Origin of the sequence: Streptococcus sanguinis SK49 (assembly GCF_000212815.1) — a bacterium.
Classification (GTDB): domain Bacteria; phylum Bacillota; class Bacilli; order Lactobacillales; family Streptococcaceae; genus Streptococcus; species Streptococcus sanguinis_C.
This window is the reverse complement of the sequence record NZ_GL890986.1, coordinates 119,711-135,500: the sequence shown is the minus strand read 5'-3', so window position 1 is coordinate 135,500 and position 15,790 is coordinate 119,711. Positions and strand designations below refer to the sequence as shown.

At 42.4% G+C, this 15,790-nt stretch carries 17 protein-coding genes; 13 read left to right on the top strand and 4 right to left on the bottom strand.

Annotated elements, in window-relative coordinates; all coding sequences use genetic code 11:
- Positions 1-258: 258 nt before the first annotated feature.
- The 9 genes from HMPREF9380_RS02670 to lacG all read left to right on the top strand — a co-directional run bounded on the left by HMPREF9380_RS02670 (position 259) and on the right by lacG (position 8,710).
- A complete protein-coding gene (locus HMPREF9380_RS02670) occupies positions 259-1,014 on the top strand; it encodes a DeoR/GlpR family DNA-binding transcription regulator (protein WP_004193029.1) in 756 nt (251 codons plus the stop codon).
- Between the two features lie 208 nt (positions 1,015-1,222).
- The gene (lacA, locus tag HMPREF9380_RS02675; RefSeq protein WP_009659075.1) at positions 1,223-1,648 is read left to right on the top strand and encodes a galactose-6-phosphate isomerase subunit LacA; all 426 of its coding nucleotides are present in this window, start codon (positions 1,223-1,225) and stop codon (positions 1,646-1,648) included.
- A 16-nt stretch (positions 1,649-1,664) separates the two neighbouring features.
- Positions 1,665-2,180, top strand: a complete 516-nt coding sequence (gene lacB / locus HMPREF9380_RS02680) for a galactose-6-phosphate isomerase subunit LacB (RefSeq protein WP_002894723.1) — start codon at positions 1,665-1,667, stop codon at positions 2,178-2,180.
- A 12-nt stretch (positions 2,181-2,192) separates the two neighbouring features.
- Complete coding sequence (locus tag HMPREF9380_RS02685) at positions 2,193-3,122, top strand: tagatose-6-phosphate kinase (protein ID WP_004193026.1); 930 nt, start codon at positions 2,193-2,195, stop codon at positions 3,120-3,122.
- 3 nt (positions 3,123-3,125) lie between these two features.
- Positions 3,126-4,106, top strand: coding sequence for a tagatose-bisphosphate aldolase (gene lacD, locus HMPREF9380_RS02690; RefSeq protein ID WP_004193024.1), 981 nt, complete (start codon positions 3,126-3,128; stop codon positions 4,104-4,106).
- Between the two features lie 196 nt (positions 4,107-4,302).
- On the top strand, positions 4,303-5,136 hold the full coding sequence (locus tag HMPREF9380_RS02695; RefSeq protein WP_004193021.1) for a PRD domain-containing protein: 834 nt from the start codon (positions 4,303-4,305) through the stop codon (positions 5,134-5,136).
- A gap of 45 nt (positions 5,137-5,181) precedes the next feature.
- A complete protein-coding gene (locus HMPREF9380_RS02700; protein WP_002894735.1) occupies positions 5,182-5,499 on the top strand; it encodes a PTS lactose/cellobiose transporter subunit IIA in 318 nt (105 codons plus the stop codon).
- On the top strand, positions 5,499-7,205 hold the full coding sequence (locus HMPREF9380_RS02705; protein WP_004193019.1) for a lactose-specific PTS transporter subunit EIIC: 1,707 nt from the start codon (positions 5,499-5,501) through the stop codon (positions 7,203-7,205). The genes HMPREF9380_RS02700 and HMPREF9380_RS02705 overlap by 1 nt, the downstream gene beginning before the upstream one ends.
- A gap of 98 nt (positions 7,206-7,303) precedes the next feature.
- Positions 7,304-8,710, top strand: coding sequence for a 6-phospho-beta-galactosidase (gene lacG, locus HMPREF9380_RS02710; RefSeq protein ID WP_004193017.1), 1,407 nt, complete (start codon positions 7,304-7,306; stop codon positions 8,708-8,710).
- A gap of 53 nt (positions 8,711-8,763) precedes the next feature.
- Here lacG and HMPREF9380_RS02715 read toward each other — a convergent pair whose 3' ends face one another.
- The 4 genes from HMPREF9380_RS02715 to HMPREF9380_RS02730 form a co-directional block, all read right to left on the bottom strand.
- Positions 8,764-8,973, bottom strand: a complete 210-nt coding sequence (locus HMPREF9380_RS02715; protein WP_004193015.1) for a helix-turn-helix domain-containing protein — start codon at positions 8,971-8,973, stop codon at positions 8,764-8,766.
- Positions 8,974-8,985: 12 nt separating this feature from the next.
- Positions 8,986-9,513: a DUF2975 domain-containing protein gene (locus HMPREF9380_RS02720; protein ID WP_004193014.1), complete on the bottom strand. Its 528-nt coding sequence runs from the start codon at positions 9,511-9,513 to the stop codon at positions 8,986-8,988.
- Positions 9,514-9,971: 458 nt separating this feature from the next.
- Positions 9,972-11,168, bottom strand: coding sequence for a ferredoxin reductase family protein (locus HMPREF9380_RS02725; protein ID WP_032907657.1), 1,197 nt, complete (start codon positions 11,166-11,168; stop codon positions 9,972-9,974).
- Between the two features lie 158 nt (positions 11,169-11,326).
- Positions 11,327-12,649 (bottom strand): DUF2974 domain-containing protein, encoded by a 1,323-nt coding sequence (locus tag HMPREF9380_RS02730; protein ID WP_004193010.1) that lies wholly within the window; start codon positions 12,647-12,649, stop codon positions 11,327-11,329.
- A 41-nt stretch (positions 12,650-12,690) separates the two neighbouring features.
- On the opposite strand from HMPREF9380_RS02730, the gene HMPREF9380_RS02735 reads away from it, so the two are divergent.
- The 4 genes from HMPREF9380_RS02735 to HMPREF9380_RS02750 all read left to right on the top strand — a co-directional run bounded on the left by HMPREF9380_RS02735 (position 12,691) and on the right by HMPREF9380_RS02750 (position 15,637).
- Positions 12,691-13,377: a response regulator transcription factor gene (locus tag HMPREF9380_RS02735; protein WP_023916543.1), complete on the top strand. Its 687-nt coding sequence runs from the start codon at positions 12,691-12,693 to the stop codon at positions 13,375-13,377.
- Complete coding sequence (locus HMPREF9380_RS02740; RefSeq protein WP_004193007.1) at positions 13,361-14,341, top strand: sensor histidine kinase; 981 nt, start codon at positions 13,361-13,363, stop codon at positions 14,339-14,341. The genes HMPREF9380_RS02735 and HMPREF9380_RS02740 overlap by 17 nt, the downstream gene beginning before the upstream one ends.
- A gap of 11 nt (positions 14,342-14,352) precedes the next feature.
- A complete protein-coding gene (locus tag HMPREF9380_RS02745; RefSeq protein ID WP_004193004.1) occupies positions 14,353-14,733 on the top strand; it encodes a class Ib ribonucleoside-diphosphate reductase assembly flavoprotein NrdI in 381 nt (126 codons plus the stop codon).
- Positions 14,734-14,881: 148 nt separating this feature from the next.
- The gene (locus HMPREF9380_RS02750; RefSeq protein WP_004193002.1) at positions 14,882-15,637 is read left to right on the top strand and encodes a TraX family protein; all 756 of its coding nucleotides are present in this window, start codon (positions 14,882-14,884) and stop codon (positions 15,635-15,637) included.
- Positions 15,638-15,790: the final 153 nt, after the last annotated feature.

Below are 15,790 nucleotides of genomic sequence, written 5' to 3'. Positions count from 1 at the left end.
GATAATAAAAGCAGATGGGATTTCATAATAAAGTTTTGGGGGTAAGATTTACCTTTAAATTGGGTGGCAATTTTTGCTATCCTTTTTTATTAAAAATATATGTAGTATAAAAGCATCTTGCAGATCATTGCGAGGTGCTTTTTTATGTCCGATACCATATCACAAACCTTCTATTTTGTTTAAAACAAACAAAAAATATAGAAAAAAACAGAAAAATGAGTTATAATAAACAAAACCAATGTATAGAGAGGATAAAGTATGGGTAAAAATCAGAGACAAGACGAAATAGTTAAGCTGGTTGATCGAGCGGGAACGGTGACGGTTGCGGATATTGTGGAGACTATGAAGGTATCTGATATGACGGTTCGGCGGGACTTGATAGAGTTGGAAAGTAAAGGGCTGCTGACTCGTGTTCACGGTGGGGCTAAGAGTAATCAGCACCTCAAGTATAGAGAAATCCCTCATGAAGAGAAGCTTTATCAGAATATCGAGGCCAAGCGGACTGTGGCCAAGAAGGCTGTGGAGCTGATTGAAGATGGCGACACTATTTTTCTTGGACCTGGGACTTCTGTGGAAGTGCTAGCTGAGGAAATCAGCAATCAGCATCTGCGCGTGATTACCAACTGCCTTCCGATTTTTCACGATCTTTTGAAGAAGAAGTCGGATACCTTCAAAGTCTTTCTACTTGGTGGGGAGATGCGGGAAGCGACTCAAGCCTTTGTTGGTGAGATGACCAATGCCATCATGGACAAGATGTATTTTACCAAGATGTTTTTCAGCGGCAATGGTATCAAAAATGGTCAGATTATGACTTCTTCTTTTGAAGAAGCCTACACCCAGAAGCTAGCTTTGGAGCGCTCGACAGAGACCTACCTGCTGATTGATTCTTCAAAGATTGGCAAGGAAGATTTCACTTCTATCTGTCCTTTGGCAGATATTACAGCTGTTATCACGGACCAGATGTCTGAAAATGCTCAGGAAGAACTGGAAGTTTATACCAAGATTATTTCCTAGTTTATTTTAAATGGATGAAAAAATTATCAAAAAGCTCTTTTTAGGGCTTTTTTTGTTTATTTTAATCATCTTTAAAAATATTTTGATTAAAATAAACAAAAATATGTTGACAAATAACTTTTAAAGGAGTATAGTATGCTTATAGGAAACAGAAAGTGTTTTTTGTAAACAATATTCTGTGCAAAAAATCAAACAAAGGAGAATGCTCATGGCAATTATTATTGGAGCAGATGCTGCTGGAAGCAAGCTGAAAGATGTGGTCAAGGATTTTCTCGTCGGAGAAAACTTTGAAGTGGTGGATGTGACGAAAGAAGGTCAAGATTTTGTTGATGTGACCCTTGCAGTTGCGGCTGAGGTGAATAAACAAGAGGAGAATCTTGGTATTGTCATTGACGCTTATGGAGCTGGTCCATTCATGGTAGCGACCAAAATCAAAGGCATGGTTGCGGCAGAAGTCTCAGATGAACGCTCTGCCTACATGACTCGTGGTCATAACAACTCTCGCATGATTACAATGGGAGCTGAAATCGTTGGTGAAGGACTAGCTAAGAACATTGCCAAAGGCTTTGTCAATGGAAAATATGACGGCGGTCGCCACCAAATCCGAGTTGATATGCTCAACAAGATGTGCTAAGAAAAGGAGAAATCAAATGAAAATTGCAATTGGATGTGACCATATCGTTACCAATGAAAAAATGGCAGTCTCAGATTTTCTAAAATCAAAAGGCTATGAAGTTCTTGATTTTGGTACTTATGACCATACACGTACTCACTACCCAATCTTTGGTAAAAAAGTAGGGGAGGCAGTCGTTAGTGGACAAGCTGATCTTGGTGTTTGTATCTGTGGTACAGGAGTCGGTATCAACAACGCTGTAAATAAAGTTCCTGGTGTTCGTTCAGCTTTGGTACGTGACATGACTTCAGCTCTCTATGCTAAGGAAGAACTCAACGCAAATGTTATTGGTTTTGGTGGAAAAATTACTGGTGAGCTCCTCATGTGTGATATCATTGAAGCTTTCATCCATGCGGAGTACAAGCCGACTGAAGAAAATAAAAAATTAATTGCTAAGATTGAGCATGTTGAGACTCACAACGCTCATCAAACAGATGCCAACTTCTTTACAGAATTTCTTGAAAAATGGGATCGTGGAGAGTACCACGATTAGAGAGGTAGCTAGATGATTCTTACAGTGACCATGAATCCTTCTATCGATATTTCCTATCCCTTAGAAGAATTGAAAATTGATACTGTTAATCGCGCTGCAGAAGTCATTAAAACTGCAGGTGGAAAGGGTCTCAACGTAACCAGGGTCTTGGCAGAAATTGGAGATAATGTTGCTGCGACGGGCCTGATTGGTGGGACTAATGGAGAGTTCTTATCACAAAACCTTCATCCTAATGTTAGACAATGCTTTTATAACATTTCGGGAGATACGAGAAACTGTATTGCTATCTTACACGAAGGTAAGCAAACAGAAATCCTGGAAGCCGGTCCGACTATTACAGCAGATGAGGCAAATGGTTTTTTACATCATTTTAAATCATTAATGGAATCAGCTGAGGTGGTTAGCATTTCGGGAAGTCTACCAACTGGTTTACCTGTTGAATATTATATTCAATTGGTTGAAATTGCTAATCAAGCTGGCAATAAGGTGGTGTTGGATTGCTCTGGAGCAGCTCTGGAAGCTGTACTCAAATCAGATGTCAAACCAACTGCCATCAAACCTAATAATGAGGAACTTTCTCAGTTGTTGGGTCGCGAAGTTTCCAAAGATTTGGATGAGTTAAAAGCTGTCCTTTCAGAACCGCTCTTTGATGGAATCGAGTGGATCATCGTATCACTCGGTGCAGATGGAGCTTTTGCTAAGCACTGGAATACTTTCTATAAAGTAGATATTCCTAAAATCCAAGTGGTCAATCCAGTTGGCTCTGGAGACTCAACTGTTGCAGGGATCTCTTCAGCCTTGAGTCATCAAGAAGATGATGTCTCTCTGCTCAAAAAAGCAAATGTTCTGGGCATGCTCAATGCCCAAGAAAAAATGACTGGTCATGTCAACGTTGAAAACTACGATGGACTATACAATCAAATCACAGTAAAAGAGGTATAAAGAATGGTATTAACAGAACAAAAACGTAAGTACATGGAAAAACTTTCTGATGAGCATGGCATCATTTCTGCCTTGGCTTTTGACCAACGTGGTGCTTTGAAACGTCTCATGGCTCAACACCAGGAAGCAGAACCAACAGTAGCTCAAATGGAAGAACTGAAAGTTTTGGTCGCAGAAGAGCTAACTCCTTATGCCTCATCTATGTTGCTGGATCCTGAGTATGGACTGCCTGCTACGAAAGCTTTGGACAAGAATGCTGGCTTGCTATTGGCCTATGAAAAGACAGGTTACGATACTTCTAGTACCAAGCGCCTGCCAGACTGTCTGGATGTTTGGTCAGCAAAACGCATCAAAGAACAAGGTGCAGATGCGGTTAAATTCCTCCTTTACTATGATGTAGACAGCTCCGAAGAACTTAACCAGCAAAAGCAGGCTTATATCGAGCGTGTAGGTTCTGAGTGTGTGGCAGAAGATATTCCTTTCTTCCTTGAAATCTTAGCTTACGATGAAAAGATTACGGATGCTTCCAGCGCTGAATACGCGAAAGAGAAGCCACGCAAGGTTATCGGTGCCATGAAGGTCTTCTCAGATCCACGTTTCAACATTGATGTCTTGAAAGTGGAAGTTCCAGTCAACGTCAAATATGTTGAAGGCTTTGGTGCTGGTGAAGTGGTGCATACTAAAGAACAAGCTGCTGCCTTCTTCAAGGAACAAGATGAGGCGACTAATCTGCCATACATCTACTTGAGTGCTGGTGTATCTGCGAAACTCTTCCAAGAAACTCTTGTGTTTGCTCATGAGTCAGGTGCCAACTTCAATGGCGTTCTTTGCGGACGTGCGACTTGGGCTGGCAGTGTCAAAGACTACATTGAGCAAGGTGAAGAAGCAGCTCGCAAGTGGCTTCGTACAACAGGATTTGAAAATATTGATGAGCTCAACAAGGTTCTTCAAAAAACAGCTACCTCTTGGAAAGAAAGAGCTTAAAATTTGTTGAAATATAAATAAAGTAAGGGTTTACATTCTGCGACTGATATGCTATAATGAAATCAGAAATTGAATAGGGTGAGCGTTACTAAGTTGGATTAGGCGTGACCGCAAATAAATTGAGGGAAGATATAGCCTCGGTTTGTTTGTGGTCTTTTTGTTTTGCCAGAACCCTAGAAAATGAAGAGGAGGAGATATGTATCGAATCATACATCCTATGAACAACAATGTTGCTCTAGCCAAACATGAAAATGGTGAAGAGGTTGTTCTGATTGGCAGTGGTATAGCCTTTAATAAAAAGAAGGGTGATATCGTTCTTGAAAGTAAGATTGAGAAAATTTTTCGCCTAAGAACGGAAGAGTCTAAAGAAAACTTTGTGGCCTTGCTCAAAGATGTTCCACTGGACTTTATCACAGTGACTTATGATGTGATTGATACCCTTTCTAAGAAGTATGATTACCCTGTCCAGGAGTATATCTATGTCACGCTGACAGATCACATCTACTGTTCTTATCAGGCTGTGCAGCAGGGGCGCTACAAGGAGAGTGATCTGCCGGATGCTTCGGACAAATACCCTGTCCCTTATCAGATTGCTCAGGAAGCAGTAGCGACATACCGCGAGCGGTTGTTGGATCATTTCCCTAGCGACGAGGTCAATCGCATTGCATATCACTTTATCAATGCTGAAGGGGAGACCAATCCCGAGGGGCAAAGTCACTTGGGCAAGCGAAAAGATATTCTTGCTGCAGTTGAAGCAGAGCTGAAGAAAAATGGCATTAAAAGAAGTGCAGAAAACAGCAATTTTTATGACCGTTTTATGATTCACCTGAACTACTTTTTAGACTATCTGGACAGAAGCCGTGATGACAATGTTTCCCTTCTGGAAATGGAAAGTCAGATCCAGATGACCTATCCTCAAGCCTATCAGGTCGGAAGCGATATATACCACATCATTGCCCAGAAGACGGGAATTGATCTTTACCGCAGCGAACGGGTCTACCTGGTGCTGCATATTCAACGTCTTTTATAATAAAAAATAATAAAATTTCACATAAGAATACAAGGAGGAACTCTCATGAATAGAGAAGAAGTAACATTGCTCGGTTTTGAAATTGTGGCCTACGCTGGTGATGCTCGCTCCAAGCTCCTGGAAGCATTGAAAGCCGCAGAGGCTGGGGATTTTGCTAAGGCAGATGCCTTGGTAGAAGAAGCCAATGGTTGCATCGCTGAAGCTCACCATGCTCAGACCAGTCTCTTGACAAAAGAAGCGGCTGGTGAGGACTTGGCTTACAGTGTGACCATGATGCACGGCCAAGACCACCTAATGACTACCATTTTGCTAAAAGACATGATGCACCATTTGATTGAACTATACAAAAGAGGAGTAAAATAATGAACAAACTCATCGGACTTATTGAGAAAGGGAAGCCTTTCTTTGAGAAGATTTCTCGGAATATCTATCTCCGTGCTATTCGGGATGGTTTTATCGCTGGTATGCCAGTCATCCTCTTCTCATCTATTTTTATCTTGATTGCCTATGTGCCAAATGCTTGGGGTTTCCACTGGTCGAAGGACATTGAAACTTTCCTAATGACCCCTTATAGCTATTCGATGGGGATTCTGGCTTTCTTTGTGGGTGGAACCACTGCAAAGGCTTTGACAGACTCTGTCAACCGCGACCTGCCTGCGACAAACCAGATTAACTTCTTGTCTACTATGCTGGCTTCTATGGTCGGATTCCTCCTCATGGCTGCTGAGCCTGCCAAGGAAGGCGGCTTCCTAACTGCCTTCATGGGAACCAAAGGTCTTTTGACAGCTTTCATCGCAGCCTTTGTTACGGTTAATGTTTACAAGGTTTGTGTGAAAAATAATGTTACCATCCGTATGCCAGAAGAAGTTCCACCAAATATCTCGCAAGTATTTAAAGACTTGATTCCATTTACTGTTTCAGTCGTTCTGCTCTACGGTTTGGAACTGCTTGTTAAAGCAAGTCTGGGAGTAACTGTTGCTGAATCCATTGGAACGCTTCTTGCTCCGCTTTTCTCAGCGGCAGATGGCTATCTGGGAATCACGCTTATCTTTGGTGCTTATGCTTTCTTCTGGTTTGTGGGAATTCACGGTCCATCTATCGTTGAGCCTGCCATTGCTGCTATTACTTATGCCAATATTGATGCCAACTTGGCTTTGGTTCAAGCTGGCCAGCATGCGGATAAGGTCATCACTTCTGGTACTCAAATGTTCATCGTTACCATGGGTGGTACTGGTGCGACCTTGATCGTTCCATTCCTCTTCATGTGGGTCTGTAAGTCCGAGCGTAACCGTGCAATTGGACGGGCATCTGTTGTCCCAACTTTCTTTGGTGTCAATGAGCCTATTCTCTTTGGAGCACCAATCGTTTTGAATCCGATTTTCTTTATTCCATTTATCTTTGCTCCTATCGCAAACGTATGGATTTTCAAATTCTTTGTTGATACGTTGAACATGAACTCCTTCTCAGCCAACCTTCCTTGGGTGACACCTGGACCTCTGGGAATTGTGCTGGGTACCAACTTCCAGCTTCTGTCCTTTGTTCTTGCAGCTCTTCTTGTCGTAGTGGATGTGATTATTTACTATCCATTTGTCAAGGTTTATGATGAACAAATCTTAGAAGAAGAACGTTCTGGCAAATCTAATGATGCTCTTAAAGAAAAAGTAGCAGCTAACTTTAATACTGCTAAAGCGGACGCTATCCTTGAAAAAGCAGGTGTGGATGAAGAAGCTCCAGCGCAAAACAATATTAGCGAAGAAACCAATGTTCTGGTGCTCTGTGCAGGCGGTGGTACTAGCGGATTGCTGGCCAACGCTTTGAATAAAGCAGCAGCTGAATACAATGTTCCTGTCAAAGCAGCAGCGGGTGGATACGGTGCTCACCGTGAAATGCTGCCTGAGTTTGACCTGGTTATCCTGGCTCCTCAAGTTGCTTCAAACTTTGAAGACATGAAGGCGGAAACTGATAAATTGGGGATCAAGCTAGCTAAGACCGAAGGCGCCCAATACATCAAACTAACCCGTGATGGTAAAGGAGCACTGGCCTTTGTTCAGGAGCAATTCAACAACTAATTTGTTAGTTCATTTGAGGTGAAGCAAAGTTCAATTCCCCTGTTACTTACCTATTTACTCACTTGTTTCACCTCAAAGGCTATTGAAAGGAAAATAAGATGACAAAAAGCTTACCTAAAGATTTTATTTTCGGTGGTGCAACAGCAGCCTATCAAGCTGAGGGAGCAACCCACACAGATGGAAAAGGACCAGTTGCTTGGGATAAATACCTAGAGGATAACTACTGGTACACGGCAGAACCTGCCAGTGACTTTTACCATAAGTACCCTGTGGATCTGAAATTGGCTGAAGAGTATGGTGTCAATGGGATTCGGATCTCCATTGCTTGGTCACGGATTTTCCCGACAGGCTATGGCGAGGTCAATCCAAAAGGTGTGGAATTTTACCATAATCTTTTCGCAGAATGCCACAAACATCATGTAGAACCTTTTGTGACCCTTCACCACTTTGATACACCAGAGGCTCTTCATTCAAATGGCGATTTCCTCAATCGGGAAAATATTGAGCACTTTGTGGACTATGCGGCTTTCTGTTTTGAAGAATTTCCAGAAGTTCGCTATTGGACAACTTTCAATGAAATTGGTCCCATTGGCGATGGTCAGTACTTAGTAGGAAAATTCCCGCCAGGAATCCAGTATGACTTGGCCAAGGTTTTCCAATCCCATCACAACATGATGGTCTCCCATGCCCGTGCTGTTAAGCTCTATAAGGACAAGGGCTACAAGGGTGAAATCGGTGTCGTTCATGCACTTCCGACAAAATATCCTTACGATCCAGAAAATCCAGCAGATGTCAGAGCAGCAGAGTTGGAAGATATTATTCATAACAAATTTATCCTAGATGCGACTTATCTGGGACACTATTCAGATGTAACTCTGGCAGGAGTGAATCACATCCTTAAGGTCAATGGTGGCCAGCTGGATTTGCGAGATGAAGACTTTGCGGCTCTAGAAGCAGCTAAAGACCTCAATGATTTCCTCGGCATCAACTACTATATGAGTGACTGGATGCGCGACTTTGACGGTGAAACAGAAATTATCCATAACGGAAAAGGCGAAAAGGGAAGCTCTAAGTACCAGATTAAGGGAGTAGGGAGCAGAGAGTCTCCAACCCATATACCAAAAACTGATTGGGATTGGATTATCTATCCGCAAGGTCTCTATGACCAAATCATGCGGATTAAGAAAGATTATCCCAACTACAAGAAGATTTATATCACAGAAAATGGTCTGGGTTATAAAGATGAATTTGTGGACAATACGGTTTACGACGATGCTCGGATCGACTACGTCAAGCAGCATCTGGAAGTTTTATCCGATGCGATTGCGGACGGGGCTAATGTCAAGGGCTACTTTATCTGGTCTCTGATGGATGTCTTTTCTTGGTCTAACGGTTATGAAAAACGCTACGGCTTATTCTACGTAGACTTTGAAACCCAGGAACGCTATCCGAAGAAATCCGCTCACTGGTATAAGAAACTAGCCGAAACACAAATGATTGAATAGAAAAGCAAAACTCCCTCCTCAGCTGAATGGAATCGGCTAGGACGGGAGTTTTTTTATTCTTCATCATCTGTAAATTCTAGGATGTCTCCGGGCTGGCAATCAAGGGCTTCACAGATAGCATTGAGGGTGCTAAAGCGAATAGCCTTAGCCTTGCCCGTTTTGAGAATGGAAAGGTTGGCGTTGGTAATGCCGATGATATCGGCTAATTCACCCAGTTTCATCTTTTTCTTGGCCAGCTGAACATCAAGATTAACAATAATCATGATAGCAGCCTCCTAGATGGTAAATTCATTTTCTTCAGCTATATCAATCCCCTTTTCCAGAATCTTCATCATCAGCCAAATAATCAGAGCGCCCAAGAGAGGTGTAAAGCTCATACTGGCGTTAAAAGAGAAGGGGAGGGCGATGGGATTGCCTGATGCAGCAACCTTAACGGAAAGAAAGGTCAGAGCCAGAAATACTTTCCATGCCTTATCAGCTAGTTGCGTGTTTGATGAATCAAAAATCTTTCCACCAATCAAATTTTTGATGAAATTACGAGCAAGATAGATGAGATAAATAGTCAAAGAAGCTGTGAGAAGATTTATAACAAAGGCTAAAATACTCCACAAATTTGAAAAATCATCTGAGGGCAGAAATTGAACATTGAGCTTCATTCCCAACCTGTCGGAAAGACCGGTGTAAGAAATCACACTTAGGATAGTAAGAAAGACCAGAATAGCAGCATAACCCACTATGATAAGATTCAGAAGAGTAACGATATCTTTGAGCAAAGAATTATTTTTTAATTCAATCTTTTTCATGATGCTTACCTCTATCGAAAATCAGCCGGCAGTAGATTTTCTTTTCCTTTTATTTTTATTATAATCCAATTTTTATTGTATTTCAAGAAAAACATATCGAAAAACGATAAAATCTTGAAGTAAGAGTCATACTCTATATAGACTTTGGTATAGATGAAAATTTTGATACAATATGTTTAGAAGTAAATCTACATCTTTAATATCAGGCAAAGTAGTAGGATAGAACAGTTCTATCTATAGTCGCTATGGCGAGCCACTTAATGAAAAGTATTTTAAATACTTGTTTATCGGATTTTCAATTCTCTTTCTTATTCTGATTGGAATTAATCTTTTCCGTATATTTTTGTAGTTTGAAAAGTCTATTTTTGGATATTGAGTGATAGAAATTTTATCTTTTTCAAAATCTACTGAATCAAAATAGACTAAAAAAGAGGATTGAACTCCTCTTTTTGCCTTCTTTATTTAAATTTAAAGCCTTCATAGACCAGATCTGCTTTAGGATTGGTCTTTTTAAATTCGTCGGCTAGTTTCTCCATCATTTTGACAGGTCCGCACATGAAGACCGTAGTTTTGTCGTCCAGAGGATAATTCTTGAAGTCCAAATAGCCGGAGACCTTGCTATCGACCAAATGAAGATCAAACTGCGGATTCTTGGCTGCGTAGTCTTTGAGTAGGTCTAGGTAAACAGCATTTTCAGCTCCAGTGTAAGCATAGTAGAAGCTGACTGGACGATTCAGATTAGGATTTTCTCGGATATAGGAGATGAAGGGCGTAATGCCAATCCCACCAGCAATCCAGATTTGTTTTTCCTGCCCTTGGTCCAGAATCATGTGACCATAAGCTCGGTCAATGGTGATCTTGGTTCCCTCTTGGATCTTGTCATAAAGTTTCTTAGTGTGATCGCCAGAGTTCTTGATAGTAAAGTAGACGATATTGTCATGGCCACCAGAGATAGAGAAAGGGTGCGGCGCTTTTTCAAATCCTTCTTGGAAAATCTTGATGAAGGCAAACTGCCCATACTGGTAATCTAGTTTTTGACTGAGTTGAATCTTCAACTCCACGGTATCGTGGTTTAGGCGTTTGACCTGAATGATTTTTCCCAGATGGCGAAAGGCCAAACTTTGATAGAGGAAGATGATATAAAAGCCAGAAGCTAAACCGATGATAGCGTAGAATCCGACTACGAAGCCTAGCAAGGTCGGTGTCAGGAGTCGACCGCCCATCAGCATATAAGCATGAAAGAGACCAAAGATATAGGCCAGATAGACAAAGCGGTGAATCCAGCGCCAAGCCTCATACTTGATGTGCTTGCCGAGATAGGCCACTAGGACAATGCTGACAAAGAGATAGATGCCGACATTCCCAAGCTGAGCTGCTAAATGAGATCCCCAGAGACTGCCGCCCATGGCAACATTGTGTAGAGCAAGCAGAACGACGGAAAATATAGCTGTAAACTTATGATAGGCGTACATCTTTTCGATGCCATGGAACCATTTTTCCAAAAGGGCGTTCCGAGTCGCAAGTAAAAAGGTCAGCGAAAGGGTAGTTAAGGCCAGACCGGGTACGATAAAGTTGGTCATTCCAGCTGAAGCCCAAGCATAGATGGTCAGGATTATGCTGACAGCAATAAGGGCGATTCCTTTGATAGATTTCATGATGGTTTCCTTTCTAATTTTTATCACTATTTAGTTGTAAATAGGTTTGTTACATTCTAACAAAGAAAAAACAAGCTGTCAAGATAAGAGCTTGTTTCTTTTTTGGTATGGAAAGGCCAAGTTTTCTGTTGGATAAGATAAAGAGGACTTTTGCGATTTTACTCGTGAACTTCTGTAGCAGTCTCTTCCTTTTTGTCAGTCTCAGACTGGCCGAAAGGCAACTGCCTACTCCAGCGTGATAGATTTTCTCGGATATCCTTGCCAATTTCAGAAAGATTAGGTATGCTAATGTCATCCTTCCAGCTTTGAACACGCATATTCAGCAGGAGCTTGGACAAGCGCAGCAGCATGTCACGTTCTTGGTCTGTTAGAGATTGAGCATTTTTCAGGATATCGAGGACTTTGTTAAAGTTTTCAACATTGGACAGTTCATCGACAGACTGGATACCAGCATCCAAAATCAGTCCGAAAAAGAGGTCGAAAAAGTCTTTAAGTTCTTCATCTGAAACGGAGCTCACCCAATTTTTAAACGTTTTGTCAATCTGCAGGCTCTCTGCATCTAGTGTATCCAGCAATAGGAAAGAGTCTCCCTTGATTTTCCACGAAAAGGTATCGTGCTGGGCAAAGCCGCCAATGGCACTGCTTTTGACAATCCTAGCTTCCTTAGGTGTTTCCAGCATCATGCCAACGATGGAGTTCTGAGGCAGGTAGCGTTTCATCCTTTCAACCATAGCCTGATAGCCATCGCTTTCGGTGACAGAGTGATTGAGACCGGGAGAGTCATAGCTGTAGATGGCTTCAATACGATCTTGAAGCGATGCTTCCATCTGACTGGCTGCATAAGAAGCCAGGTTTCCTCCTTTGGAATGGCCGGTTAGGATAAAGTTACCGGGCAGATTTTCTAAGGCGTTTTGCAGATAGCGGGCGGCCATTTTCTGAGCAGGGATTTGAGCCATATAGGTCATGTGGAAGTCTTCCTTCCAGCCGACAATGGAGTCGTCTGTGCCGCGAAAGACCAGGACATAGGTATCGGGCTTGATTTTGAAAATCAAGGCAGCGAATTGCTTCTGGATATCTTGGTCAACATCATTGACATAGCCCATCAGTTTTAGATTTTTAAAGCGGGTAGAGGCTGCGGCCAAATCTAGCAGTTTTAGTCGGTTTTTGCTGACCATCATGGAGAGGTCACGCGGTACTTGGTCGGCCAAATCCAGCAGCCGGCAGTCGCAGTAGGGGGACATGTCTTCATGCACTAGTTGGTCAAAAGGCAAGTAGGTCATCTCTGTCAGAACTAGCAGATCCAGTTCATTAAAAGGTTTATCATAAATGCTGTCATGCTGCACTTCTTCAAGGTAAGTAAAAATATTGCTCATGTTATATCTCCAATTTCTACTAGTTAGTATAGCATATTTTTCTGATAGAATTTCTCTTTTCCAGAAAAATCCTACCTTAGACTGAGGATGATAAACAAGCAAGCGCATTTTTTGGTATAATGTTACTAGCAAGCAATCGGGAGGGAAAGATGCACAAGATTTTACTAGTAGAAGATGATCCAGTCATCCGTCAGATGATTAAGAAAATGCTGGAACAATGGGGCTTTCAGGTAGTGGCAGTCGAGGACTTTATGGATGTGCTGACTGTCTTTGTTCGAGAGGAGCCGCATCTGGTGCTGATGGATATCGGCCTGCCCTTATTTAACGGCTATCACTGGTGTCAGGAAATCCGCAAGATTTCAACGGTGCCCATCATGTTTCTGTCTTCTCGCGATCAGTCCATGGACATTGTCATGGCTATCAATATGGGGGCAGATGACTATGTGACCAAACCTTTTGACAATAATGTCTTTCTGGCTAAGGTTCAGGGCTTGCTGCGCCGTTCCTATGAGTTTGGAAACGACCAGAGTCTCTTGGAGCACCAGGGTGTCATTCTCAATCTCAAGTCGACTGATCTGGTCTTTGATGGGAAAGTGGTGACCTTGACCAAGAACGAATTTCAGATTTTGCGGGTCCTCTTTGAGCACGCAGATGGTATCGTAGCGCGTGATGATCTGATGAAGGAACTCTGGAACAGTGACTTTTTCATCGACGACAATACCCTATCGGTCAATGTGGCTCGCCTGCGTAAGAAGCTTGAAGAGCACGGACTGAAGAATTTCATCGAAACCAAAAAAGGAATAGGATACGGTCTCATCAATGGACACACAGGATAAATTTTTCTTTCTTAAGTCTTACCTTTATTCGCGGCGATTTTTTCTAGCTCTTTTGATTCTGCTGCTAGGCTTTATTCTGCTCTTTGCCTTTGTCTTTGATGCTTACCGCAGTCTGCTGGAATATGTCGCGCTCTTGCTGGCTTTTCTGTCTCTTTTGTTTATCGGAGCAGATGCTTGGACGTCCTATAAGGCTTATCGCAGCCAGAAGCTGCAGGCCTCTGCTCAGGCTCAGACTCCTCTAGAAAAGCTTTTGCAGGAAAGAGTGGAGGAGCTGGAGTACGAACAGAAGAATCAGCTCTTGGTTGAGCAGGAAAAATACAATGATTTGCTGGATTACTATACTCTGTGGGTTCATCAAGTCAAGACTCCTATTGCTGCCAGTTCACTTTTGATTGGTGACTTGAAGGATAAGGAAGCTAAGTCTCAGCTGGAGCAGGAGCTCTTTAAGATCGAGTCCTACGTTCATCTGGTGCTTCAGTACCTCCGTCTGGAAAGCTTCCATGATGATCTAGTTCTGAAGCAGGAAAATCTGGCTGATTTGGTCAGAGAAGTAGTCAAGAAATATGCCCTTTTCTTTATTCAGCAAGGACTCAGACTCAATCTTCATGATCTAGACCACACGATTGTCACTGATAAAAAGTGGTTTCTAGTGATTTTGGAGCAGGTCCTATCCAATAGTCTTAAATACACCAAAGAAGGCAGCATAGAGATTTATTTTCATGAGGACAGACTCTACATCAAGGACACGGGTCTGGGCATTCAAAATGCTGATTTGCTGCGGGTTTTTGAGCGTGGTTTCTCAGGTTACAATGGTCGTTTGACCCAGCAGTCCTCAGGCTTAGGTCTTTATCTGTCCAAGAAAATTGCTGACCAGCTGGGACACAAGATTGCTATAGACTCTCAAGTTGGTCAGGGAACGACGGTTTCCATCGCCTTTCCTGAGAAGAAATTGATCTTTGAGTAGGAGGAAGAAAGTTGCTAGTAGTGGTTTACGATAGTCTGACTGGTTTGGGCAAGAAGTTTGCTAAAAGTCTGGGGTTGCCTAGCCAGTCAGTCTGGAAAAAGCTGGAGGAGCCCTGTATTTTAGTCAGCAGAAATAGCGGTGCTGGGCAGATTCCGTGGACGACCAAGCGCTTCATCAGAAAGTACAGACATCTAATCAAAGGCTTTGTCATCAATGGCAATCAGAAGCGTTATCCGCGGACCTTTTGCGGGGCGACGGATAAGATAGTGGAGCAGTACGGTCTCCGCCATATTTGTAACATAGAGGGCTCTGGAACGGAAGCAGACCGACAAGCTGTCAAAGGATTTTTAGAACAGTTGCAGGCAGAAGAGAGTTCTCATAAAAGTCACTAGGTTTTGTCCTATTTTTACGAATGCTCCTGCAAGATTTCTTAAAGTGACAAAATTGTAAGAATAAAACTAGCAAATGAAAGGTTAGGTTATGGTACCAGCCTTTCTTTTTTATTATCATAGAGTCAAGAAATAAGAAGGAGATAGAAAAATGAAATCAAAAGGTATAAATGCTTTTCAGTTGAAGCTCTTCATGGCATTTCTTATGGTTTTTGACCATATCAGCCAGATACCGGGGCTGGTGCCGGATGGTTGGGATGGCATCTTGCATGCCCTAACCCGCTGTGTCGGAGTAGCATTTGCCTTCATGGCAGTGGAAGGTTTTCTCCACACTCGCAATCGTCTGGCTTACAATATGCGGCTCTTCTTTTGGGCAGCCCTGATGCAGACAGGAAACTGTATCCTGACGCTTCTCTTTCAGGAAAAGGGCATCTACCTCAGTCACAATATCTTCCTGACCTTGGCCTGCGGGGTCCTCATGCTGAGTCTTTTCTTTGGTTTTTCTGAAAATGGCGGAGCTGCTAAGGATAGGAAGCATGGTTTGCGGATAGCGGCAGGAGTATTAGTCTTGCTGGCGGGGCTTCTCTTTAGCGAAGGCGGCATGGCTCTGCTTCCTTTCATGATCTTGACCTACCTTTTTAGAAATCAAGTCTTTTTCAGAAACTTGTCCTATGTAGTTTGGGCGGGAGTTCTCTTTGCCATGAGTATTCAAATTTATCCAACTCTGCAGGACACGCTATCGATGCTGCTCTATAATTCAGACTGGCTCTTTATCAGTGTTCTTCCCCTCTTGCACTTCTATAATGGTGAGCGAGGATCCAGCAGCAAGTGGAGCAAATATTTCTTCTATATTTTCTATCCAGCCCACCTTTGGCTAATTGCCTTGATTGCCTTTTGGGTAAAATAAAGTCCATCTCATCTTACAAAAGTGTAAGATTGCACTTTAAAATGTAAGCTTAGGTTATGGCAGGGTGGTTGGTATTGAGATAAAATAGACTTATCAATTAGGAGACAGTTCATAAATACTGCTAAAAGCAGGGCTTTAATAGGAGCCTGCTGA